The following is a 22630-nucleotide window of genomic DNA, read 5'->3' on the forward strand; positions in this document are numbered from 1 at the left end:
TGCTCAACAATGGCTCAAAGCCACTATTTTCCTCTTATTAAGTATTTATACTTAGCGCAAAAGTGACACGCTCCCAACGTCTTACTCTCGCGACTAAACCAATTGATGCTCAAAAAGCCACAGAAGCAATCAAAGTTGCCTATGCAGCTATTGGCCTACAAGAACCCGAAGTTATTGTTTGGAGCAGTCTCCGCGACGCTTTTCTCCAAATCTTCAACTTGCCTAAACACGACCATTCACAAAACTGCTCAAACGAATGGAGCAGGAATAGATTGGGGGAAAGACTAGACTGGAAATGGATTTCCCCATCGATTATGGGAGAATTTACCAGTCCGACGGTGTGGTACTACGATCTCCATCGCATGACGATCGAGTGCGAAGCAGATAGCACACTGCGTTCGCTAATCGGTGAATTGGTTCGCGAATATACGGTATCGGCGAGACCAAGGATAGGGAATGTTTTGAAAGATTTTTTGTCCTACCTGGGATACCCTAAAACCCCCACAACTTTGTTTAAAGAAATCTATTTAACTGAACTTTATATCTCTTCATCAGGCATCAATCTCTCGGAAAAGGCACAAGAAATACTTCGTTCCCAAAAGCTGCTTTTCGAGCATTGCGGTTGGATATTTCCCTTTGAAAAGTTTTGCGCGGTGTGCGATCGCCCCCGCCACCTGCGCTTTGACAGTCAAAACCGCCTGCACGCCGAAGGAGAACCTGCGATCGAGTTTGCGGATGGATGGAATTTTTACTATTATCACGGTGTCAGATTGCCGGAAAAATATGGTCACGTCCACCCAAATCAATGGCAATCCCAATGGATTTTAACAGAAAAGAATGCCGAACTTCGGCGAGTGTTAATTCAAGGAATTGGTTACGATCGCATTTGTCAAGAGTTGTCAGCAGAACAAATAGATAGTTGGCAGGAATATGCACTCTTAAAAATAGATAATGCCGATGTCGAGCCGATTTGTTTGTTAAAAATGACTTGTCAGAGTACGGGATTCATTCACGCTTTGAGAGTGCCGCCTAACCTGGCATCAGCTAGGGAGGCAATTCGCTGGGTAAATTGGGATATCGATCCAGAGGACTTTTCCGTGCAGACTTGATCGAGTTGCGGCGGCAGTATATAATTAAATTAAGGTTTTATTAACAGTCGCAATGTGTGCTTGCGTAAGTCTTGCGTAAGTCATGAAGAAGGAAGAAAGAAGAAGGGAAAAAACTGCTTTTTTGCCTTCCCAAGCCCAACTCATTGGTGTCAACTTAATGTGAAACTCCGATTCAGGCAGGGCGTTTAAACCCCTGCTTGAAAGCTTAAGTCGTCTGAAAACGACTGTTCAACTAACTTATTATGCCAATTCCGCATTTATAATCCACTTTATATTGAGCGATGGTGGTCGCCCCTACACCGACAAAGCCCACCTTCGGAGGATTTAAGATGAAAGTTGAAAAATAATTTCTGACTGTACAGATCCAAAATTATAGAGTCAGCGTATATTACTAATGAACGCAGTACAAAATTTCATAGGTTCGCACCGCTAAAAAGTTTAGCTTGGGGGTTTGCAGTTGCACTGGCGCCACCCCTGGTTATAATGCAAACTATCAAATATAGGCGGGTATATTTGTATCTAGGGCGATTTTATATATCTCGGCAGGCGGATTTACTTATCATTCTAGCTGCGTATAATTTATCATAAAATCGGCTGCTCATACCTAAAATATTTTAGTCAAATTAGCCGACAGTACGAAGTGGAAATTTTTTGTACTGAGAATTCCCTTGCCTAAAGGTAACGGGAATATAAATTTTAGAGAGTGATTAGAACATGGCAGAAATTAGAGACACCGCACAAGCAAACTTGCTAGCCGGAACTTCAGAAGATGACCTGATTTTTGGTTTGATGGGCAATGACACTATTGCGGGAAACTTGGGTAATGACAGCATTTTTGGAGGAAAGCAAAGCGATTTAGTTGATGGCAACTCAGGTCAAGATTCGCTGTTTGGAGATTTAGATAACGATACTGTTAATGGCGGAGAAGGTAACGATTTTTTAGTGGGCGGAAAAGGCAGCGATTCCATCTCGGGCAACTCCGGCAATGATGTTTTGTCGGGAGATAGAGATACTGATATCCTGATAGGCGGAGACGGGGCCGACATATTTGTTTTGAGGCGCTACGCTGAGGCTGACCCTTCCCGTACCAGCGGCGGTGTTAGTTTGGCAAATGCTGACGCGATCGCCGATTTTGCACCCGGTACGGATTTAATCGGTTTGGGCGAAAGTGTCAGTTTTAGCGACTTAAATATTCTGGAAGCTGGAAACGATACTGTTATTCAAGACCGGGTGAGTGGAGAATTTTTGGCTACTCTCAAAGGGGTGAGACAAAGTTCGATCGGTCAAGCAAACTTCACTAATAATATTGGCAGCATTGTTCCCACTCCCCCGCCTCCAGCGCTGACCGCGGCTTATGCTTTAACTCCTGCTAATCGGATTGTTGGTTTTAGTCTTTCCAATCCGGGAAGTGTGATCTCAGATTTCCCCGTGACTGGATTACAAGCGGGAGAAAGTTTGCTGGGGATTGATTACCGACCGGCTAACGGCGGACTTTACGGTTTAGGTAGCAGCAATCGCTTGTATACTCTGAATCCGAGAACCGGAGAAGCAAGTCAAGTCGGTAGCGGGCAGTTTGCTGTTCCCCTAACTCCGGGGGCTGCGGGTTTTGATTTCAATCCAACAGTCGATCGAATTCGGTTTGTCAATCAAGCTGGTCAAAACGGTCGCCTCAACCCGGATACGGGGGCAGTAGTCGATTTTGACACGCTGGCGGGGGGAATTCAACTCGACGGGAATTTGGCTTACCGGGCGGGCGATCGCAATTTTGGGTCAACTCCAGCGGCTGCGGCTGCTGCGTACACGAATAACTTTGCGGGCGCAACTTCGACAACCCTGTTTGTAATTGACAGCAATTCAGACGTTTTGGTGCGGCAAGATCCGCCGAATAATGGAGTGTTGAATACGATCGGATCTTTGGGAGTTGATGCCACTAGCATTCTCGGCTTTGATATCAGAAGTATTGGCGGCCGCGAGGTAGCGGTGGCGGCGCTGGAAGTTGGTGGGATTTCGGGCTTGTACAATATCAATTTAAGTAGCGGTCAAGCTTCCTTTGTCGGGCCAATTGCGGACGGGAAACAGATTAACGGTTTGGCTTTGCCTTTGCCTACAGCCTACGCCTTAACTGTCAGAAATGGCGCTGAAACAATTGTCGGTTTTAACGAGGCGGCGCCGCTGGCAATTCTCAGCGACGTGGCAGTTACAGGGTTGCAGCCGGGAGAAAGTTTGCTGGGAATTGATTTTCGCCCCGCTAACGGTTTGCTTTACGGTGTGGGTTCTAGCAATCGTTTGTACGCGATCGATCCGGTGACTGGGGCTGCAAGTCAAGTCGGTAGCGGGCAGTTTGCTGTTCCCCTAACTCCGGGGGCTGCAGGTGTTGATTTCAATCCGACAGTCGATCGAATTAGGTTGGTCAATCAAGCCGGTCAAAATGCCCGCCTCAACCCGGATACTGGGGCAATTGTCGATTTTGACACGCTGACGGGGGGAATTCAACTCGACGCGAATTTGGGTTATGCTGCGGGCGATCGCAATTTTGGCAATCCTCCCGCGGGTGTGGGGGCTGCCTATGTGAATAACTTTGCCGGGGCAACTTCGACAACGCTGTTTGTAATTGACAGCAATGTGGATGTTTTGGTTCGCCAAGATCCGCCGAATAATGGAGTGTTGAATACGATCGGGCCTTTGGGAATTGATGCTGGTACCGTTCTCGGCTTTGATGTCAGGAGTGGTGGCGGTAACGAGACGGCTTTGGCTGCGATCGATGTGGGCGGAGTTTCCAGCTTGTACAATATCAATTTGACAACCGGTCAAGCTTCGATCGTCGGTCAAATTGGCGACGGCAGGGGATTTAAAGGTTTGGCACTAACTTTGATTTAGATGTTCTTAGTTGCAAATCTGGGATAGTAGTAAGGTGCGAATTTCGCACCTTACAAATAGGGTTAAGGCATAAGTCCTGTTAGTCAAACAAGTTTTGGAAAGCATACCAACCATCGCCGAGATAAAAAATATTTTGATCGCCGTTGTTGCTACCGGGCGCAAAGCTAAAATTTATAGCTTGGAAACCACCTGGTTTGCGAGATAAATCCCGAACGAAACCCTGATGCGCCCACTTACCCTCTATCTCAATTGAGGTGACATTGGTTGTGGTCGGCGAGATTGCCAGATTATTTGGGGCAGATTCAGATTGGTCGTACACTCTGTAGGCACCAAGAATCTCAAAAGTTCCTATTTTTTGACTCGGATTAAACTCCAATACTTTGTTTTGAGAGGTTGCCACTTTTACTCGATCGGCTAGTTTTTCTAAGGCCGGCTTGTAAAGCGTGAAATTGAACCATAATAAAAGATGTGTTGCCCAAATTAGTGACAAAATCCCTGCTAGCAATGGAATTATCCACCAACGAAACTGTTTCAGCCATAGACGTGCATTGATGAGACTGTACACCCAAATTAGCAAGATTGACAGCCAAAGCAACCAAGCTAAACTATCCCAACTAAAATTAGATAATGAAGATAATAAATTTAAAGGAATGTACAAAATAAATTTGACAGGAGCTAGGATAATGTTAGTTATATCTATAGGGTCAAGAATTTGATAGCTTGGCGACAAAAAGCAGCATAAGATAGTAGCGAAAGAGAAAAATGCTATGCTATTGCAAATCTTCCCGGTCGATACTTTTAATCTTGAAATAATTTTCATTTTTTATTATTCCTGAAGTTGTTGATGTTTTCTCTATTTTAAACTATAATAAATTTAGGAGTTACGCACAAACTCTATCTGTAGGGCGGGCCATAAGCACTTTACCCCCTACAAATAGTGCAAAAATTGCACCTTTGCGTAAGTCTTTACAATTCATCGCCAATCTGAACAGCTAAAACATAAGATGTTATCTCAAGTTTTTTACTTGCTGCGTTCTCGTGCTGACGGCAAATATATCAGCGCTTGTCCCAATCCAGATTCGGCGGTGAGTTACCTGCTGATGTTTCGCGAAGACTATGACGCTTTGAGCTATCTCAACGCCCACGCTGCTGATGTTGCCGATCGATTCGGAGTAGAATCGATTTCGGGTTCTCAGGTAAAAAAGCTACTCGAACGTTGGGGATTTAACGGTGTGGGGGTTGTTCAAGACCCGCTGTTACCGAATATTGAGTTTTTATTGACAAATAATTGACAATTGACCAGATTTGCGCTTAACCCGGTTTCTGGAAGAAATCGGGTTTTTTTGTCAAGTTTTGAGGATCTCGCCCGATCGAGCTTGTACACTTCTGTGCCCCATATCTAGTGCAAATTGTCAAATATATTAACCTTTTACCCTAAATCTGAATCCTGTTGTATATTCGTAGTCTGTTGATATATTCCGACACGTCAGTACACAACCTATGGTTCGAGAATTAGAGCGATCGAGTGCCCGCGAGAAACGCAACCTGTCCGATTTTCCCGAAACAGCACCCGCAGCCAATCCAGTATTTTTTAGGACTTACAGCCGCCGTACCGAGAGAGGGCGGGAGACTTGGGAGGAAGTGTGCGATCGAACAGTCAAGGGGCTGCAAAAGCTGGGAAACCTCACCCCCGAAGAAACACAACTGCTGCACCGGATGCAAAACCAGCTCAAAACCCTAGCTTCAGGTCGCTGGCTGTGGGTAGGTGGCAGCACATGGATCGAACAACCAGAGAACTTTTCCGGCGCCTATAATTGCTCCTCAACAAATATTCTCGACTGGCGTTCCTTTGGTTTGTTGATGGATTTGGCAATGATGGGCTGCGGCACTGGGGCAGTCTTGGAACCACAATATATCAACCAACTGCCGCCGATTCGCAACCGTTTAACCCTAACCATGCAAGGCGAAATCGGCTCTACACCCGCCCAGTTGCGCCGTCAAGAAACTGAAGTAAAAATAGCAGAAAAAACCGCAACTATTTATGTCGGAGATTCTCGCCAAGGTTGGGTAAACTCCTATCAAACTTTACTGGAATTATCCACAGATGAAAGATTTTCAGGAGAAGTTCAAGTATTCATTGATTTGAGCGATGTTCGCCCGGTGGGAGAACCTTTAAAAGGTTTTGGCGGAGTAGCAAATCCGGTGAAATTGCCCGACCTTTATCAGCGCTGCGCCGCAATTTTGAATAAAGCTTTAGGGCGGCAGTTAAATTCAGTTGAATGCTGCATTTTGATAGATGAAGCTGCGGTCACAATCGTCGCAGGAAATATTAGAAGATCGGCCGGAATGCGTCAGTTTTCTTTTGATGACGAACTGGGGGCAAATGCTAAAAATAATTTGTGGCAACAAGATGATAACGGCAACTGGAGAATAGACCCAGAACGTGATGCCCTTCGGATGGCAAATCATACCCGCGTTTTTCATTCCAAACCTACATTAGAAGAATGTATTGATGCTGTCCGCAAACAGTATTATTCGGGTGAAGGAGCAATTCAATGGGCTGGTGAAGCTGTAGCTAGAGCTAACGTTGACTTAATTCCAACGCCAAGTCTTAAAATTGAGTTTTTGACAGCTTACGCACAAGGAAAAGCTAAACAGTGGTTGCAGGAACGCTATCCCGATATGACTACTGAGGAAATAGAGCATCGGTCAGTTCGTGTGGGCTTAAATCCTTGTGGTGAAATCATCGGCTCTAATTTTCACTGTAACTTGGCGGAGGTTCACCTCAATCAAATTGACCCTTACAACTTCAAAGAACAGGAGGAAGCTTTCAGGGCGGCGGCTCTATCTGTAGCGGTACTTCTCAATCACAAATTTCTTGAACCCCGCTATCAATACAGCCGCGAACTAGACCCCATTGTCGGCGTATCTTTCACGGGATTGTTCGATTTCTTCGTTCACGCTTTCGGCGTTGAGTGGCTGCGCTGGTGGGTGGAAGGCCGCCCGCAAACTCCGCAAGGAATCGCGTTTAAACAGCGGGAAGAAGAGTATTTGAGTGGTTGGCGGGAGATTGTGAATCGGGTAGTTTGGGATTATTGCGATCGCCATTCCTTAAAACGCCCAAATCGCTGCACAACCGTTCAACCATCGGGTACTAAATCTCTGCTGACAGGTGCTTCCCCCGGCTGGCATCCGCCGAAAGCCCAGCGTTTCATTCGCCGAATCACTTTCGGCAAAAACGACCCCGTAGCCCTCGCCTGCATCGACTACGGATACAACGTGATTCCGTCTCAATCTGACAAAGATGAAAACGGCAATTTGCTGAACAATCCCTTCGACGAACGCTGTACAGAATGGCTGGTAGAAATACCTGTTGCCGTAAGTTGGGCTGACTTGCCCGGTGCCGATGAAATTGACATTAACAAGTTCTCAGCAGCGGCACAAATGGACTTTTATATGCAGGTGCAAAAGTTCTATGTCAGACATAACACTTCGGCCACGATTGAACTGCGCGAAAATGAAGTGGAAAGTTTGGGTACGCGGATTTATGAAGCGATTCGCGATGATGAAGGTTACATTTCCGCAGCGCTTTTAGCTCGGTTTGATGCTCTTGAAACTTTCCCGCGTTTGCCCTTTGAACCGGTGAGCAAGGAAATTTACACCAAGATGGTGGAAGAGACTTTAGCGCGCCGCCAAATAGATGTTTTTCATGCGGCACTAAGTCGCTATGACTTGGGTGAAATGATGGATTCGGGGCCGGCGGGCTGCGATTCTGATAAGTGTTTGATGCCGGAGACTAAGGCTATGTAATAGCCAATAGCCAAATCCCCGACTTCTGAAATTACTTCGATATTTCACGAACATAACCAGAAGAAGTCGGGGATTTTATTTCTCAACCGTTCACATAATAATCCCGCGTTCCCTTCGCATTCATCGCTTCTCCGAGTCGATTTAACCCGTACACGTAAGCCGCAGTTCTCATGGAAACTGACAATTCCTGAGATTTTTTCCAAATAGCTTCAGTTTCTTCGACCATTTTATGCTTCAACCGCTGGTTGACTTCCTCCAGCGTCCAATAAAGTCCGCTGCGATTTTGCACCCACTCAAAATAACTAACCGTTACGCCTCCGGCATTGACTAAAATATCAGGAATTACCTGAATTCCCCTCGCTTCTAAAATCAAATCAGCAGCAGAATCAATCGGCCCGTTAGCTACTTCAAAAATAAACTTAGCCTTAACATCATTAACATTTGCTTCTGTTATTTGATTCTCCAAAGCTGCTGGAACCAGCACGTCTACATCTAATGCTAAAAGCTGTTCATTTGTCAAAATTTCGTGTTCGATAATATTGCAAACCGAACCTTCGCAGTAAAGAGCTTTGATACCTTTGTGAGAGTCTTTAAAGCCTCGAATACTGGGGATATCCAGCCCTTGTTTAGCATAAATTCCCCCTTGGGAATCGCTGACAGCAACAATTTTGTAACCTGCTTTCCAGAGCAGTTCAGCTATTTCGGCACCTGCATTACCAAAACCTTGTACCGCTACAGTTGTATCTTGAGGATTTAGCTCAAATTTGGGTAGAATAGTTTGTAGTACAAAAAAAGCACCCATTGCTGTTGCGGTATCTCTGCCCAAACTGCCGCCAATTGTCACTGGTTTACCAGTCACCACCGCTGGAGAAAGCTGCCGCTTAATAATATTGTATTGATCCATCATCCAACCCATAATCATGGGATTGGTGTAGACATCCGGCGCGGGAATATCGACATCGGGGCCGATGAAATCTGCGATCGCATCGACATAGCCCCGGCTCAACCGTTCCAATTCCAGTTTGGACAATTCCTTGGGATTGAGAGTAATTCCGCCCTTGGCCCCTCCAAAGGGCAAATTCAAAACCGCACATTTAAAAGTCATCCAAAATGCTAAGGATTGCACTTCATCAAGGGATACTTCCGGATGATAGCGTACTCCTCCTTTAGAGGGGCCTCTGGTATTGTCGTAGCGCACCCGATAACCTTGGAAAATTCGCAGCGAACCGTCGTCCATCCGCACGGGAATCGATACAATTAAACTGGATTTGGGGTGTTTCAGCCGTTCGATCGTATCCTCGGAAAGTGACACATATTTTAAGGCTCGTTCTAATCGGCGACTGGCATCAGCAAATAATGAATCAGACATAAGAAGTTAGTTGACTGTTGACTGTTGACTGTTGTCAGAAAAAGGCTTCGGGTGCTTAAGCTAATTTAATCACAATCCTGGTTGAATGCTGCCTCCTTTCTTCTGACAACAGTCAACTACCTTGTGTCGATCGACAATCTGGCAGTGCCAAGCAGCGATTAAGCAGATACACTTAGAATAGAGGGTGATATTTAAGCTCAAGCTGCAATTTGAGTTCGATCGCTCAAATCACAGCCAGCCATCAGGGAAATTAAATTCTGAAATAGATCGAGGCTTTAGCTGACGTTAGAAACTGAATTATTATTATGGTTGGACTCCTAGCCGCACTCTCTGCGTCTGCGGCAGGGGGTATGAGAATTGCCCTGCCCCTGCTGTTAATTGGTTTGTTGCGGATTGACAAACTTTGGTCGGAAATACCTCTATTGTCGGGGGTTCCCCCCCAGGTGGCTATCACCATCTTGGTGAGTTGGTCGCTGTTAGAGTTATTTGCTTCTAAAACTTTTGTAGGACAGCGGGTACTGCAAATTGTGCAAATTATTTTCAGCCCCATTGTAGGAGCAATTATGGGAATTGCGATCGCTCAAGTAAGTTTGATCGACGAAATTATTGCTCACCCTTGGATGCTGTGGATTATTGGTGTTGTCGGAGGTTTGTTGGCTTTAGTGCTGCAACTGGTACAAGCAGGATGGTTTTATCGGCTGCGGGGTTTGCCGATTTGGGTGATTTTCCTCCAAGATGTTCTGTGCATTTCCTTGGTTTTGTTTGCCTTTGACGCCCCGCGGCAGGGAGGGTTAGTTGCGATGATGCTGCTGTGGCTGGCAATTCGCAGTTCTAAAGAGTGGTATCGCTGGTACAAAAGTCAGGGAATACCGGGCGATAGGGGAAATCCCCGCCACCGCAAGCGCGATCCTGATTAGTTAGTGATTAGTTATTGGTAATTAGTTATGACTTATTAGTCATATCATTTACGGTTGTTTCGGAATGATTTAACCGCAGAGACCGCAGAGGGCGCTGAGGAAGAGAAGAGAGAGATGAATACTTCCGATACCCACGAATTTTATATCATTAGTCATTTGTAACAACAGTCAACTGTCAACAGTCAACTGTCAACAGTCAACTGTCAATTTAAAGCAATCCGATCGAGTGTAGCGGGCCCTGACCCGTAATTAATTCCAGCAATAATGCCACAAAACCAATCATCGCCACACGACCGTTCCAGACTTCCGCCCCCGTGGTCAAACCCCACTCCCACTGCTCTTGAGGGTACATTTTCACTGTCTTGGAAGGACGTATAACATCCGAGAATTTAACGCTGGGAGATTCGATCGACTCGATGACTAAATCGGCCAAAGCTTCAATAAACACCGGATGAGTATTCAGGGCGGGCACTCGGTAGAAATTTTTAATCCCCGATTCTTCTGCTAATTCTCGATACTCCATGTCAATTTCTTGCAGAGTCTCGATGTGTTCGGAAACAAAACTAATCGGAACTACCAATAAATCTTGGACTCCATTTTCTGCCAGTTCGGTAATGGCGTCTTCGGTGTAAGGCTTGAGCCATTCCACCGGGCCAACCCGACTTTGATAAGCTAGAGTGTGTTCGTTCGATCGGTTCAAATGTTCCATAATCAAACGAGTGCAATCTTCAATCTCGCGCTGATAGGGGTCTCCAGCCTCTTCTACATAGCTGAGGGGGACGCCGTGGGCGCTAAAAAAGATGTGAACTCGATCGGGATGAGGATTGTGGTCTAGTTCTTGGGCTATCAGTTCCGACATTGCCTGAATGTAGCCGGGCCGCTTATACCAAGAAGGAATCGCGGTATATTCGATATCTTTGAGGGCTGGATCTTTGCCCCACATTTCTTCTAGCTGCCGGAAGCTAGAACCGCTGGTGCTGATGGAAAATTGAGGATACAGCGGCAAGATTGTCAAATGTTCGATGCGATCGCGCTTAATTTTGGCGATCGCCTCTTCGGTAAAAGGATGCCAGTAGCGCATCCCCACGTATACTCGGGCATCCTGGCCCTTTTCTTGCAAAAGTTCTTGCAGCGAAGTGGCTTGTTCCTCGGTAATCCGCCGCAAAGGAGAGCCGCCCCCGATTTGGCGGTAGTTTTCCTGGGATTTCTGAAAACGCAGGGTCGAAATCAACCAGGCGAGGGGTTTTTGCATCCACGGAAACGGAATGCGAATGATTTCCGGGTCAGCAAACAAGTTGAACAGGAAAGGACGGACATCCTCGATTTGATCTGGCCCGCCCAAGTTTAATAGCAATACTCCCACACGACCCATAGCGGTTACAGCTCTCCCAATATCTCAGTTCTGTCACTTATCTTTATCATATAACTTAATAATATCTTAAGTCGATAGCAAGGTATACATAATTTTGACTATGGGAACAATTTTTAGAGATTTAAGTTATCGGTATCAGTGGTTGTACGATGCGATCGCGCGTCTTGCTGCTTTGAGCGTAGGTGGCGATGCTCGTTTGGGGCAACTAGCTTTAGATTTTAGAGGCAACCCCACGGATGAATCCGTTTGCAGGTCGATCGGATGCGGATTTAGTCAATTGCGATCGACCAAATTTTGTAGGGGCGAGTTTCACCAACAATAACTGCCTAAAACCAACAATCTTATAAACTCGCCCCCACCCAACGGATCGTCTACATGAACTCTGACTTCGATCGAATCGGAAAAATGTACATTTCGATTTACGGTTGGGTTGGGGCGGGTTTTATATATCTTCAATCATTGGCAATTATGGTTGGTGAAACCCGCCCCTACAGCCACCTAATAACTAATAACTAAACAAACTTTTTCGCTTCTGCCAAAGCCGCTTCAAACTTCAGCAATACATCCTTTTCGGTGTGAATAGCTTTCTCTTGTTCCAGCAGCGGGCGGCCAAAGCGAAAAATGCCGTCCTGTTCTACGTGGTCTACATAAGGCAGCGTTTCTGGATGCGGCAAAAATTTTCTGCCGATTGTGTACGGCGTGTGGAAAGAAAAACTAAAATCGGGAAACTTGTCGCTCTTGATTTCCAGATAGTAAAGCGAGTAATAATCTTTGGTTTCGGAGTACACACATTCGCGGCACTTATTTACAAGTTTGCGGTTCTGATAGAAAAAGTCCCACTTATCCCAATAGTAGCCATCTTTCATCATTTCCTGGTGGTCGTCGCACAGTTCGAGATATAATTTGTCAGCATCAGCCGGACGGTAGAAGTAAAGCATGGCGTAAGGCATTTCAATCAGTAACTTGACTGCTTGATTTTTTCGCTGGTACCATTCCTGCTGGTGAGTTTCGTAGATTTCCTTATATTTATTAATTGCTTTAAAGCTGTTGAGCTGATTTTCTTTTGCCCACCGCGACGCCCACACTGTCCAGTAAGCTAGCTGGAAAGTTGCTGAAATTTCCGCCGAACCTTGTTCTTTCCAGTCGGCAATGATTTTTTCCCAAGCTGAACTAAAAGCTACTCGCGATTCTTCGTTTTCTTCGGGCTTTTCTGTATTGATTGGAATGGGTGTTTGGGGATGATTTTTAATCAGCCCTTTGGGTTCTTTGCGCCAATTATTAATATCGGTTGGCGTTAGACTTAAGATGAATCTTCGGTCGTGAACGGGATATTCTAAATGGATTCCTGATTTGCGGAAAGAGCGGTATTCTAGAACAGGGAGTTTGTCTTGTTCAATCCACTGCTGGCGTTCTGCTGGCGAACACTTGAGCATTGCTTCTAATTCAGCAGGATCGACGGCTAATTCACTTTTGAATGTCTCCCAAAATCTTTCTTGTTCGGCTGGATTTGCTTCCAGGAGGGATACAATTTGGTTGACGAGGTGATCGGTTTTGTCTTGGCAATTGTCGGGAAGTCCTAAGAAGTCGAGGAGTTTGGTCTTGAGTATTCGTCTGGCAGAGATTAGCTCGGCTAACATGAGAAGCTCCAGTAGAGTCATGACTTGCGCCCTTGAATTGGCAAGATTTGTGCAAGTCTTATATATCTTAATAGATTCTCCTGGGTTGTCGGCAATTGAAATGTCGGCGCGAGCGAAGCTATCCCGATCGCGCCTGCCTTCGGTTCGGGTAGGGAATCGCCGAACCTCGGCCCCATCCCTAAGCCAAAATACTCAAAACAAGGGCAAAAGACCGATCGACCTTTTGCCCTTATTGGCTAAAATCGATAATTGCGATCGCGCACCCACAAACTCACAGGCACAGCATGGCCTGTTTTGTCAACCTTTACTTCTACCAAAAAAGATTGTCGCTGCTTCCTTTGAGCTTCGCTAATGTCCTGATTGACTTTTTCCCTTTCATCCTCTGGCATATAATAAGTTTCTAAGCCGTATTCCATCTGCCAACCGTTATATTTGCCCTTAATTGCGATTTGATTGGCTGGCAAATTGGCGGGAGTTTCCAGACTGACGCGGACGGGTTTCCAAGCTTGGGGGCGGCCGGGATTAGTCGCGGCTTTGGGCGCTTCTAAGATTACATAAAAACTGGTTTGTGGCTTGGGATTGTGCGTAGTTTGTGGACAAGCAGCCCCGGGGGGACAAGGTGTTTTTTCGGCAGGTAAATCTTTCCAGCCGGGGAGTTTTTCGAGATTGGTGCGCTCGGAAATATCATAGCTCAAAACTTGGTAATATCCGCGCAAAAAGTCGTAAGGGTCTACTGGTGCTGTTTGCAGGACAACTGTTTTGCCAGTAATAAAAGTGTAAACTGCGGGAGCTGGTACGGCGACAATTAGTCCGATTTGCAGCAGCAAAGGAACCCACAGCCGCCACGCGGGAAGGCGTTTCGCAGCGGGGGGAAGGGTGAATAATGGGGGAGTAGGGCTGGTATCTGCTATTTCGGAACTTTGAGCTGTTAAAGCTGGATTTTCGGTGTTCATATTGGGAATTGGGAATTGGTTCGCAGAATAATATCGTTGACCTTTGAATCGGCATAATCATCTTCCGAGTGCGGTGCAAGGGGGACGATTGCACTATAGTAAAATGCTCCTATTCATCGGGGATTTTTGCGAAGTGGCGCTCGAACCACAAACCCGCAGCAATTACGCCAATTCCGCACAAAACAAATACAAAAGATTTGAGCAACAATCCTGTGTTATATTCAAACACTCGGCTGATAACTTGCAGGGTGATTAATACCATGCCTCCCCAAAAAGTCCGGCGGTTTTCTAAAGCTAAACCTTCTCGGATTAAGCCGACAGCAAGCAAAAATAAGAAAACATTGAACAGAAAAGTCGCTAATTGAGGAATGGGAGTAAAATTGAGGTGAAAAAGCGGTATTAAGGCGCTGGCGAGGATTAAAATGCCGATCGCACCTGTGGTCAAATCCCCTCCTTTTTGTTTCGGCCGCCGCAGTTCCAAACGTCCTAAACGCAGCCATTCAAACACCGTGAAACCGCCCAAAACAGCCACATTTGCCAGCAAAACCCAATCCGACTCCGTTGGCGCAGGATTCGGCGAATCTTGCCACAACCAGTGGAAAGAAAGAAAATAAAATAAACTGGCGAGAAACAGCAGTGCTAAACTGCGGGCGGTAGGTTGAAACAGCTTGCTGCGTACCTTCGGCCAGATTGCATCGTCGTATCCCCACAGCAAAGCGGGCGGTAGGGCGCAAAAAATTGCTGTACCCCAGGTTAGATTTAAGCCTTGGACGATAGAAACTTGTAGGGAAAAAATTATCGCGATCGCACCTATGGCAAAAATAGCACGCGATCGACACCAATAAGCCAGCGGCACAAACATTATACTGGCTGCGATCGGCATTTGCCGCACCAAAACTTCCAGCCAAGAAAACTCGACTTTAGAAGACCAATCTAACACGGCAAGCCAATAGCCCAAACCGATTAAAAGTGCGGACAAAACGCCCAAGGAAGTCAACCGCAAACTGTAAGCCATTCCGAGCACGCCGATTCCCCAAGCAAGGAAAAGTCCGTAGGAAGAACCGCCAATGTGGAACATTTGTGCCATCAATGCCATATTTGCTCCTAAAATTAGAGCACCTAATAGCAACAATCCTTCACCTAGGAGTTTGTTTCGCCCTTTTGTTGCGGGCATATTGGGATTGGAGTTTTGGCTTCGGGATGGGGGAATTCGCCACAGATAGAAACCTGCTGCATTGACTGCTACAAAAAGACTTAGCAGCACTGCAACTCTCACTTCGCGCGACCAAACTTGCCAGTTTGCCGCTACAAAGGTGATGACTCCTATACCGAGGAGAATGCCGCCGAGACTCATCAGAATGCTGAGGAATCGGTTGCGGGAGGCGGTTTCGAGTGTGTTGAATTGGTAGCGTTCGGAAAGTTGTTGGTAGAATGAAGTATTGATGAGTCCTTCTGCTTGCCAGAGTTTGGCTTGTTCTCGCAACTCGCGTCGAAATTTATCTGAAATCATTTTTAATATTCCAGAGGATTTGAACTGTGATAGTTTTTAATATGTCACTTGTGGGTCGATTGTCGATGGAGGCTGGGACACCTGCTGAACTTGCACAGCAGATTTGATTGATATCCTTCGGCTGTTGCAACCGTTTCTACAGCAACAAACTCCCAGCAGAAAGGAACGAATAAATCAAGGAATGTAATATTATGGTACAAGCTCAATCTAAAAAATTAACTTTTGACGAGTACCTTAATTACTCAAATGATACGGGTCAACGCTATGAGTTAATTGATGGGGAGTTAATAGCTTTGCCACCAGAATCTGAACCTAATAATTTCATTGCTAACTATCTATTTTTCTATCTTGCTAGCAGCGGGCTAGTGCCACTCAGGCTGATCAAAACGCATAATTGCGAGGTTCAAGTTGCCGTTTTGCGATCGGGAGATGCAGCCAACCGCTACCCCGATTTGATAATTCTGGAACCTGAACACATTCCGCTGACAGCAACCAGGCTAACTATCACTTTCGATATGCTGCCTCCTCGGTTTGTTGTGGAGGTAGTGAGTCCGGGTAGAGTGGGCAGGGATCGGGATTACGAGCGCAAACGAGCTCAGTACGCAGCGCGGGGCATTGCAGAGTATTGGGTTATCGATCCAATTGAAGAAGTTGTGACGGTTTTGCGGCTTGAGGATGGGCAATATGTTGAGGTTGGGGGATTTCGGGATGGGGAGGCGATCGTATCTCCGATGTTTCCACAGTTAAGTTTGACGGTTCAACAGATTTTGAGTGGAGAGGTTTAAGGGCGGATCGATAGCTAAGTGGTTAGCATTCATCTAACCACCTACCGATTAGTGAAAATCTCCACCCTCAACCTGATTGAGGTCATGTTTCAATCCCTGATAGGGATTTAGGTTGATTGCAACCTGTAAGTTTCGCTAACAGTCACACCATTTTTAGATAGTGACGTGAGAATATCACCAACCTTACTTTGCTAAATAAATCTAGGCGGGGAAAATCACATTTCCCAGCCTAGAGCCCACAAATGCTATATTTGCGTTATTAACTGATAAATGTGAAGTTATAAAATTCAGACTTTAATATTTGATATAATTTAAAATTGTGTCACTAAATCAGTTAATTTTTTCTAATGAGAGTATCTTTAAAAATCCGCGACTCAGGTGAGTACGAAGAAGAAAATACCAAAAAACTCCAATTTGGACGTATCCCTATGGTTGGAGAGTACATCGCCATATCCAATAGCGTCAACTGGTACAAAGTTGTACTTGTACTACACACACCATACCTTACCGAGTTTGACGAGGCTGAGGTATGGTGTGTAAAAACAACGCTGACAGCCGCTGTAAAAGCCACAGAGTTTTAATATTTTCAGACCTTAAACATCAAATCAAGTGAACCCGCTACAGCTAAGTTGTGGCGGATTCACTTTTTAAAAATCAGACTGGTTTGCACTCGCAGATGTGACGCTTTCCTGCTAGACCGCTCCGACCGCTGCAACCGCTCCAACCGTGCGACCGTGCCAACCTATCCGACCTTGCCAGCGCTGCAAGTACCAGCCGTGCCAGACGTGCGAGTGCGACCGTGCAGACGTGCAGCCGTGCCTGTGGTGCGATTTAGGCAGTGCCAGCCGTGCCAGCCATCCAATCACCCCAAACTCACTCACACCGCCCTAAATGGTGCATTTTCAACCCTTGCCAGCCGTGCAGCCGTGGTTAGGGTGCGACCGCTCCAAACTCTGCCAACCTTGCCAGCCATCCGATCGCCGTGTTGCCTCAAAATCATCCGATCGCCCTGTTGAATCTGGCAATTTGAAGGGGTAACGACAGACTAAAAAAATTACCCCCTCAAAAAAACACCTATCCCTAGGCGCAAATTTTATCCATCAACCCGATTCAAATTCCAGTCGTAAGGCAAAAAAACGATCGCCCATCCATCACTCACAGCCGCCTCCGGCCCCAAATAACCGCCCACATACTCAGCCACCGAACCTGCCGCTTTTACAAAATCCTCGCCGTACCACTTAAAAATCTTGCTCAAATAAAGCGTCTTTTTCTCGGCATCATATCGCACCTTATCAGGATTGTGAATAAAACGGCTGGCATCCGCTTCTAGTTGAGTCCGTACCGACTCCGGGAAATAAGCCCCCTGGCGCAGCAGCGGGCACCCGACTGAAGCGCAAACTAATGCAAAATGGATGCGCGGTTCCGCAAATTCCGGCCGCAAAATTGCGTGTTCGATTTGATTGAGACTGTACTTTTTGCCGCCAATAATCACATTTGAACGGGTGAAAAAATCCAAAAAACTCAGCCAGTTGGGAATTCCCAAAACTTTGGGACGGATGGACGCGATCGGATATACTTCCAGAACTTGAGAAATTGCGATCGCATTATACGCATTCAGCCACAACGCCAGCCGCGCATCCGCATCAGTACCATCCGCCAAATCCACATCGGCCAAACTTTCCAGCCACCCCCTCAAAACATCCGCCCCCTCAGCTTTCCAGCGCCGATAATTGACGCGGCCGAAATCGTCAACGTAGCGTTGCAGCAACTCGTCCCAAATCGTAAAGTCGATCGTACCGATCATTTATTACTATCCCTAATATAAGGCGGGCATTCCTTTAGCTTCTGCTTCTATTTAATACTACCGTCAACCCAAATAACACCTGCAACGGTAGCATTTTTTAGATTAACCCCCTCAAACGGGCTCTGGATTAAATTAGCTTGAGTAAAATTAGCGCCTTGTAAATTAGCTTGCCGCCAAGAAGCCCCGCTCAAATTTGCCCCCGATAAATTAGCTTCCCTAAAATTTGATTCTCTCAAATCTGCCCCTTGCAAATTCGCATTTGCTAAACTCGCGTACCGCAGGCGAAGGCCGATCAAATCGCCGCCCGGACACTGGTTAGTTTACCGCAACTAATTGATTTGCTGCGGGTTAGGTGCAATCACTGGTGTAGCCAACCCGAAAATCATTCCCCATGAAACTGCTCCCAAAGTTACAGATTTCCTGCTCTTTACATTCTACAATCTTAAAAGATTCTTAATTTCAATTTCAACGGGGATCGGTTTCTTCCGGCACAACACCCCTCCCACTTTGATCTGCAATTTTTTAAATTCCCCTTACCTCCATAACACACTATGACGGATCGAACCAACTTTTTCGATAAACTGTTAGCGGCTGTTGAAAGCAATCAAAGTTTGCTCTATTTAGCCCTCGACCCCGACCCGGAAACCTTGCCCGCCTTGGTTTCCATGACTGGGGAAGAGACTCAAACTTTTGTAACTGATTTGTTGTCAAAGCTAAAAAGTGCGATCGACCAAACAGCCGATTTAATCTGTGCCTGCAAAATCACCCTCGGTTTTTACCAATCTCTCGGTATTCCCGGTTGGGCATTGCTGCAACAAATTTTAAACATTATTCCCCCTCACCTGCCAGTAATTTTAGATGCCAAACACTGCGATTTAAATACCAGCACAGTGTTTGCCAAAATTGTATTTCAAGACTGGCAAGTTGACGCTATTACTTTAAGTCCCTATGCCGGATTCGACCAAGTAGCGCCTTTTTTGTTATACGCCGGAAAAACTGTTTTTGTGCTCTGTGCCACCGCCAACCCCTCAGCCGAGGCTGTGCAAGAATACCCGACGCCAAAAAACCCTTTTTACTTGCAATTAGTCCGACTCTCTCAAACTTGGGGAACTCCCGAAAAAGTCGGTTTAGAAGTAGGAGTATTGCCGGATATGTTGGCGCGCATCCGCAAAGAGGCTCCTGAACGCCTAATTTTAGTCGAAGGAGACATCCCCGCAGAAAATGATTTTACAGAAGGAAACGACCTCGCACAACTGCTGGCGGCCGGTTTAAGCATAAATGGTGACGGTTTGCTGCTGCCCGTCCCCCCGAGTTTATTAGCGGAGAAAGAGCCGCGCCGAGAAATTGAGAAATTGCGGGATAGTATTAATAAACAGAGGCTGCGGGCGATCGAAGGTAGTCCCACTTGCGAACTGTGGCTGCCCGATGTTTGCTTTTTGCAACCGGAACCTCACCGCGATTTAATCTTGCAACTTTATGACATCGGCTGCGTCGTTTTTGGCGACCACGTACAAGCATCGGGCGCCGTATTTCCATATTACATCGACTTGCGGAAAATAATTTCTATTCCGCAGATTTTCCATCAAATTGTCAGCGCTTATGCAGACATTCTCAAGGATTTAAAATTCGATCGCATTGCAGGAATTCCCTACGGTTCTTTACCCACAGCAACTGGTTTAGCATTGCGGATGGAACGCCCGATGATTTTCCCGCGCAAGGAGGTGAAAACTTACGGTGCGGGCAAATTGATTGAGGGGCATTTTCAGGCAGGAGAAACGATTGTCGTAGTGGATGATATTTTGATTAGTGGCAAAAGCGTAATGGAAGGCGCGGCTAAGTTAAAATCGGCTGGCTTGAATGTGGAAGATATCGTGGTATTAATCGACCACGAACAGGGAGTCAAAGATAAGATGCAGGCCAACGGTTATCGCGCACATTCTGTGTTAGCGCTTTCGGAAATAGCTCAAACTTTGTATCAAGCAAATCGCATTGATACCGAGCAATTCAATCTTTTGACAGCCGAACATTAAACCCCAATTCTTGTAGTGGCGGGTTACTCGTTACCAGGCAGAGCCTGGTAACGAGTAAGAACTATGGGTGTCAACTTAAGACTAAAACCCTGTATCTCTCTCGTTTGTATCGAAGTCTCGATCCCCCTAAATCCCCCTTAAAAAGGGGGACTTTGAGTGCTTCCAGTTCCCCCCTTGTTAAGGGGGGTTAGGGGGGATCGAGAGGATTGTGACTCAGACAGAAGACTGATACTACGTTTAACTTTAAGTTGACACTAATGGAGTAAGAATTCGTTTCTACCAGGTAAATATATCAACCTTGCAAAACTTCAATTAAAGCATTGCCCATCGCTCGACAGCCAACGAGTTTCATGCCTTCTGACATGATATCGCCAGTGCGATAACCTCGATCCAAAACTTCGACAACGGCTTGCTCGATTTTATTAGCAGCTTCCGGTTGATTTAATGCGTAGCGCAGCATCATTGCCGCACTCAAAACTTGGGCGATGGGATTGGCTTTATCTTGTCCGGCGATGTCCGGTGCGGAACCGTGCACGGGTTCAAAAACTCCCGGCCCGCTTGCTCCCAAACTAGCAGAAGGCAGCATCCCAATGCTACCAGTTAGCATCGCCGCCGCATCGGAAAGAATGTCGCCGAATAAATTGCCCGTGACAATCGTATCGAACTGTTTCGGCCAGCGAATTAACTGCATGGCTGCGTTGTCAACGTAGAGGTGAGAAAGTTCGACATCAGGGTATTCTGAAGAAAGGGCAATAATACGATCGCGCCACAGTTGCGAAACATCCAAAACATTCGCTTTATCAACGGAACACAGCCTTTTCCCCCGCTTCCTGGCCGTCTCAAAAGCCACTCGCCCGATTCTGTCAATTTCTGACTCGGTATAAGCCATCGTATTGACACCGCGTTTTTCGCCGGTTTCCGTCTCAAAAATACCTTTCGGTTTGCCGAAATAAATGCCGCCTGTGAGTTCGCGGATTACCATAATATCCACGCCTTCGACAACTTCCCGTTTCAAACTAGAAGCATCAACCAATTGCGGTAAAATAGTCGCAGGACGCAAATTTGCAAACAATCCCAATCCGGCGCGCAGTCCTAACAATCCAGTTTCCGGGCGCTGTTCGCGGGGCAAATTATCCCACTTGTAACCGCCAATAGCTGCTAACAATACTGCATCGCAGTTGCGGCATTTTTCCAGTGTTTCTTCTGGTAGCGGATTGCCTGTTGCATCAATAGCAGCGCCGCCCATTAAAGCTTCTTGAAATTCAAAGCCGATGTCCAATTGTTGACCGACAAGTTTCAGGACATCTACCGCCACAGCGATAATTTCAGGGCCGATGCCGTCTCCTGGTAAAAGAGTGATGCGGTAGTTTTGAGTCATATCGATTTTGGAGGTTTGATTTGAGATTTGAGATTGAGAGTTAATGGGAATTCTTTGGAAATGCAAGACATTCTCACAAGGCTATAATCATATCAGGATAAGCAACCTCAGAATTCATTATGACATTCCCGACTTACCCGCCTGCTCAAGCTGAACCGCCTCTTGACCCCCGGCAGAGTTTGCCAACAATGTATGATTTACCTAGCGAAGACCCAAAGGAGCCCGGTTTGCCAGATACATTTCATTTAGATCAGCCGCAACTCTTGGAATTCACGTTTTTGCCGCCGGGATGGGATGCGGAACAAGTCTTTACAGCGAGTGACCTAAATTTGTATTACGATGCAACACAACCGCGCTGGCATAAACGCCCGGATTGGTTTGCTGCGGTGGGTGTGCCAAGGCTTTATCAAGGGCGCGATATGCGTTTGAGTTATGTAGTGTGGCAAGAACGGGTAAATCCGTTTGTGGTGGTGGAATTGCTATCGCCGGGAACTGAAGATGAAGATTTAGGGCGGACTGTTCAGCAAGCTGGGGAACCGCCGACTAAGTGGCAAGTTTATGAACAAATTTTGCGGATTCCTTACTATTTTGTGTTCAGTCGCTACACCGATGAATTGCGAGCTTTTCATCTTGTAGGAGGCCACTATGAACCGGCAGAATTAATTGATGGGCGGTTATTTATTCCTGAGTTGCAGTTGAGTTTAGGTTGGTGGCAAGGCACTTATAAGAGTATGAATCGTTTGTGGTTGCGGTGGTTTACGGCCCAAGGAGGGTTGATTTTGAGTCCGGGTGAAAGGGCGACGGCGGCGGAACGCCAACTGATAGAATCTCAACAGCAAGTAATTGAAGCTCAACAGCAACTCACAGAATCTCAACAGCAACTGACAGAATCTCAACAGCGAGAGGAAAGACTAGCGGCGCGGTTGCGGGAGTTAGGCATCGATCCTGAACAGTTGGTTTAATAGTTCTCGCACCCAGGCCTGGTGAAACCCGGTTTCAACTCCTCGAATCCGCGCAACACGAGTGAAATAAGATAAAAACAGTTCGATCGCACGCACGTACAAAAAAATCGGCAAGGA

At 46.3% G+C, this 22630-nt stretch carries 20 protein-coding genes; 9 read left to right on the plus strand and 11 right to left on the minus strand.

Translation table 11 applies throughout. The features are described 5' to 3' along the window. Window positions 1–62: 62 nt before the first annotated feature. Together QT994_RS18805 and QT994_RS18810 are read left to right on the plus strand one after the other, a co-directional pair. Window positions 63–1109, plus strand: a complete 1047-nt coding sequence (locus tag QT994_RS18805) for a DUF6745 domain-containing protein (protein ID WP_333176985.1) — start codon at window positions 63–65, stop codon at window positions 1107–1109. A 714-nt stretch (window positions 1110–1823) separates the two neighbouring features. Then, a complete protein-coding gene (locus tag QT994_RS18810; protein ID WP_333176988.1) occupies window positions 1824–3986 on the plus strand; it encodes a DUF4394 domain-containing protein in 2163 nt (720 codons plus the stop codon). Window positions 3987–4065: 79 nt separating this feature from the next. Here QT994_RS18810 and QT994_RS18815 read toward each other — a convergent pair whose 3' ends face one another. Then, window positions 4066–4806 carry a hypothetical protein gene (locus QT994_RS18815; RefSeq protein ID WP_333176991.1) on the minus strand — a complete coding sequence of 247 codons (741 nt, stop codon included), beginning with the start codon at window positions 4804–4806 and terminating at the stop codon, window positions 4066–4068. 184 nt (window positions 4807–4990) lie between these two features. On the opposite strand from QT994_RS18815, the gene QT994_RS18820 reads away from it, so the two are divergent. Continuing rightward, the gene (locus QT994_RS18820) at window positions 4991–5278 is read left to right on the plus strand and encodes a hypothetical protein (protein ID WP_333176994.1); all 288 of its coding nucleotides are present in this window, start codon (window positions 4991–4993) and stop codon (window positions 5276–5278) included. Between the two features lie 208 nt (window positions 5279–5486). Next, window positions 5487–7796, plus strand: a complete 2310-nt coding sequence (nrdJ, locus tag QT994_RS18825) for a ribonucleoside-triphosphate reductase, adenosylcobalamin-dependent (RefSeq protein ID WP_333176997.1) — start codon at window positions 5487–5489, stop codon at window positions 7794–7796. An 82-nt stretch (window positions 7797–7878) separates the two neighbouring features. Here the strand turns inward: nrdJ and QT994_RS18830 are convergent, their stop codons facing one another. Beyond that, a complete protein-coding gene (locus QT994_RS18830; protein ID WP_333177000.1) occupies window positions 7879–9165 on the minus strand; it encodes a Glu/Leu/Phe/Val dehydrogenase in 1287 nt (428 codons plus the stop codon). Window positions 9166–9470: 305 nt separating this feature from the next. Here QT994_RS18830 and QT994_RS18835 point away from each other — a divergent pair, with 305 nt between their 5' ends. After that, window positions 9471–10082 carry a DUF4126 domain-containing protein gene (locus QT994_RS18835; RefSeq protein ID WP_333047850.1) on the plus strand — a complete coding sequence of 204 codons (612 nt, stop codon included), beginning with the start codon at window positions 9471–9473 and terminating at the stop codon, window positions 10080–10082. 208 nt (window positions 10083–10290) lie between these two features. Here the strand turns inward: QT994_RS18835 and hemH are convergent, their stop codons facing one another. Further along, window positions 10291–11454: a ferrochelatase gene (gene hemH, locus QT994_RS18840; RefSeq protein WP_333177002.1), complete on the minus strand. Its 1164-nt coding sequence runs from the start codon at window positions 11452–11454 to the stop codon at window positions 10291–10293. Window positions 11455–11554: 100 nt separating this feature from the next. Here hemH and QT994_RS27890 point away from each other — a divergent pair, with 100 nt between their 5' ends. After that, on the plus strand, window positions 11555–11776 hold the full coding sequence (locus QT994_RS27890) for a hypothetical protein (RefSeq protein WP_445243924.1): 222 nt from the start codon (window positions 11555–11557) through the stop codon (window positions 11774–11776). 190 nt (window positions 11777–11966) lie between these two features. Here QT994_RS27890 and QT994_RS18850 read toward each other — a convergent pair whose 3' ends face one another. The 3 genes from QT994_RS18850 to QT994_RS18860 all read right to left on the minus strand — a co-directional run bounded on the left by QT994_RS18850 (window position 11967) and on the right by QT994_RS18860 (window position 15554). Next, complete coding sequence (locus QT994_RS18850; RefSeq protein WP_333177005.1) at window positions 11967–13091, minus strand: hypothetical protein; 1125 nt, start codon at window positions 13089–13091, stop codon at window positions 11967–11969. A gap of 236 nt (window positions 13092–13327) precedes the next feature. Further along, complete coding sequence (locus QT994_RS18855; protein WP_333177008.1) at window positions 13328–14044, minus strand: GDYXXLXY domain-containing protein; 717 nt, start codon at window positions 14042–14044, stop codon at window positions 13328–13330. Between the two features lie 109 nt (window positions 14045–14153). Beyond that, entirely contained in the window at window positions 14154–15554 is a 1401-nt protein-coding gene (locus QT994_RS18860) for a DUF2157 domain-containing protein (RefSeq protein ID WP_333177010.1), read from the minus strand. 191 nt (window positions 15555–15745) lie between these two features. Between QT994_RS18860 and QT994_RS18865 the strand changes: the two genes are divergently transcribed. Further along, entirely contained in the window at window positions 15746–16339 is a 594-nt protein-coding gene (locus QT994_RS18865) for a Uma2 family endonuclease (protein WP_333177012.1), read from the plus strand. A 692-nt stretch (window positions 16340–17031) separates the two neighbouring features. Here the strand turns inward: QT994_RS18865 and QT994_RS18870 are convergent. From QT994_RS18870 to QT994_RS18885, 4 genes are all read right to left on the minus strand, one after another. Beyond that, complete coding sequence (locus QT994_RS18870; RefSeq protein WP_333177015.1) at window positions 17032–17220, minus strand: hypothetical protein; 189 nt, start codon at window positions 17218–17220, stop codon at window positions 17032–17034. Continuing rightward, the gene (locus tag QT994_RS18875) at window positions 17217–17339 is read right to left on the minus strand and encodes a hypothetical protein (RefSeq protein ID WP_333177018.1); all 123 of its coding nucleotides are present in this window, start codon (window positions 17337–17339) and stop codon (window positions 17217–17219) included. Before QT994_RS18875 ends, QT994_RS18870 begins: the two co-directional genes overlap by 4 nt. 93 nt (window positions 17340–17432) lie before the next feature. Beyond that, window positions 17433–18143, minus strand: coding sequence for a DUF547 domain-containing protein (locus QT994_RS18880; protein ID WP_333177021.1), 711 nt, complete (start codon window positions 18141–18143; stop codon window positions 17433–17435). A gap of 47 nt (window positions 18144–18190) precedes the next feature. Beyond that, window positions 18191–18439, minus strand: a complete 249-nt coding sequence (locus QT994_RS18885; protein WP_333177023.1) for a pentapeptide repeat-containing protein — start codon at window positions 18437–18439, stop codon at window positions 18191–18193. A gap of 255 nt (window positions 18440–18694) precedes the next feature. Here QT994_RS18885 and QT994_RS18890 point away from each other — a divergent pair, with 255 nt between their 5' ends. After that, on the plus strand, window positions 18695–20173 hold the full coding sequence (locus tag QT994_RS18890; RefSeq protein ID WP_333177026.1) for a bifunctional orotidine-5'-phosphate decarboxylase/orotate phosphoribosyltransferase: 1479 nt from the start codon (window positions 18695–18697) through the stop codon (window positions 20171–20173). Between the two features lie 292 nt (window positions 20174–20465). Here QT994_RS18890 and leuB read toward each other — a convergent pair whose 3' ends face one another. Next, the gene (gene leuB / locus QT994_RS18895; protein ID WP_333043089.1) at window positions 20466–21551 is read right to left on the minus strand and encodes a 3-isopropylmalate dehydrogenase; all 1086 of its coding nucleotides are present in this window, start codon (window positions 21549–21551) and stop codon (window positions 20466–20468) included. Window positions 21552–21670: 119 nt separating this feature from the next. Between leuB and QT994_RS18900 the strand changes: the two genes are divergently transcribed. Next, complete coding sequence (locus tag QT994_RS18900) at window positions 21671–22513, plus strand: Uma2 family endonuclease (protein ID WP_333177029.1); 843 nt, start codon at window positions 21671–21673, stop codon at window positions 22511–22513. Window positions 22514–22630 lie beyond the last annotated feature (117 nt).

The organism is Microcoleus sp. S13_B4 (genome assembly GCF_036700885.1).
Classification (GTDB): Bacteria; Cyanobacteriota; Cyanobacteriia; order Cyanobacteriales; family Microcoleaceae; genus Microcoleus.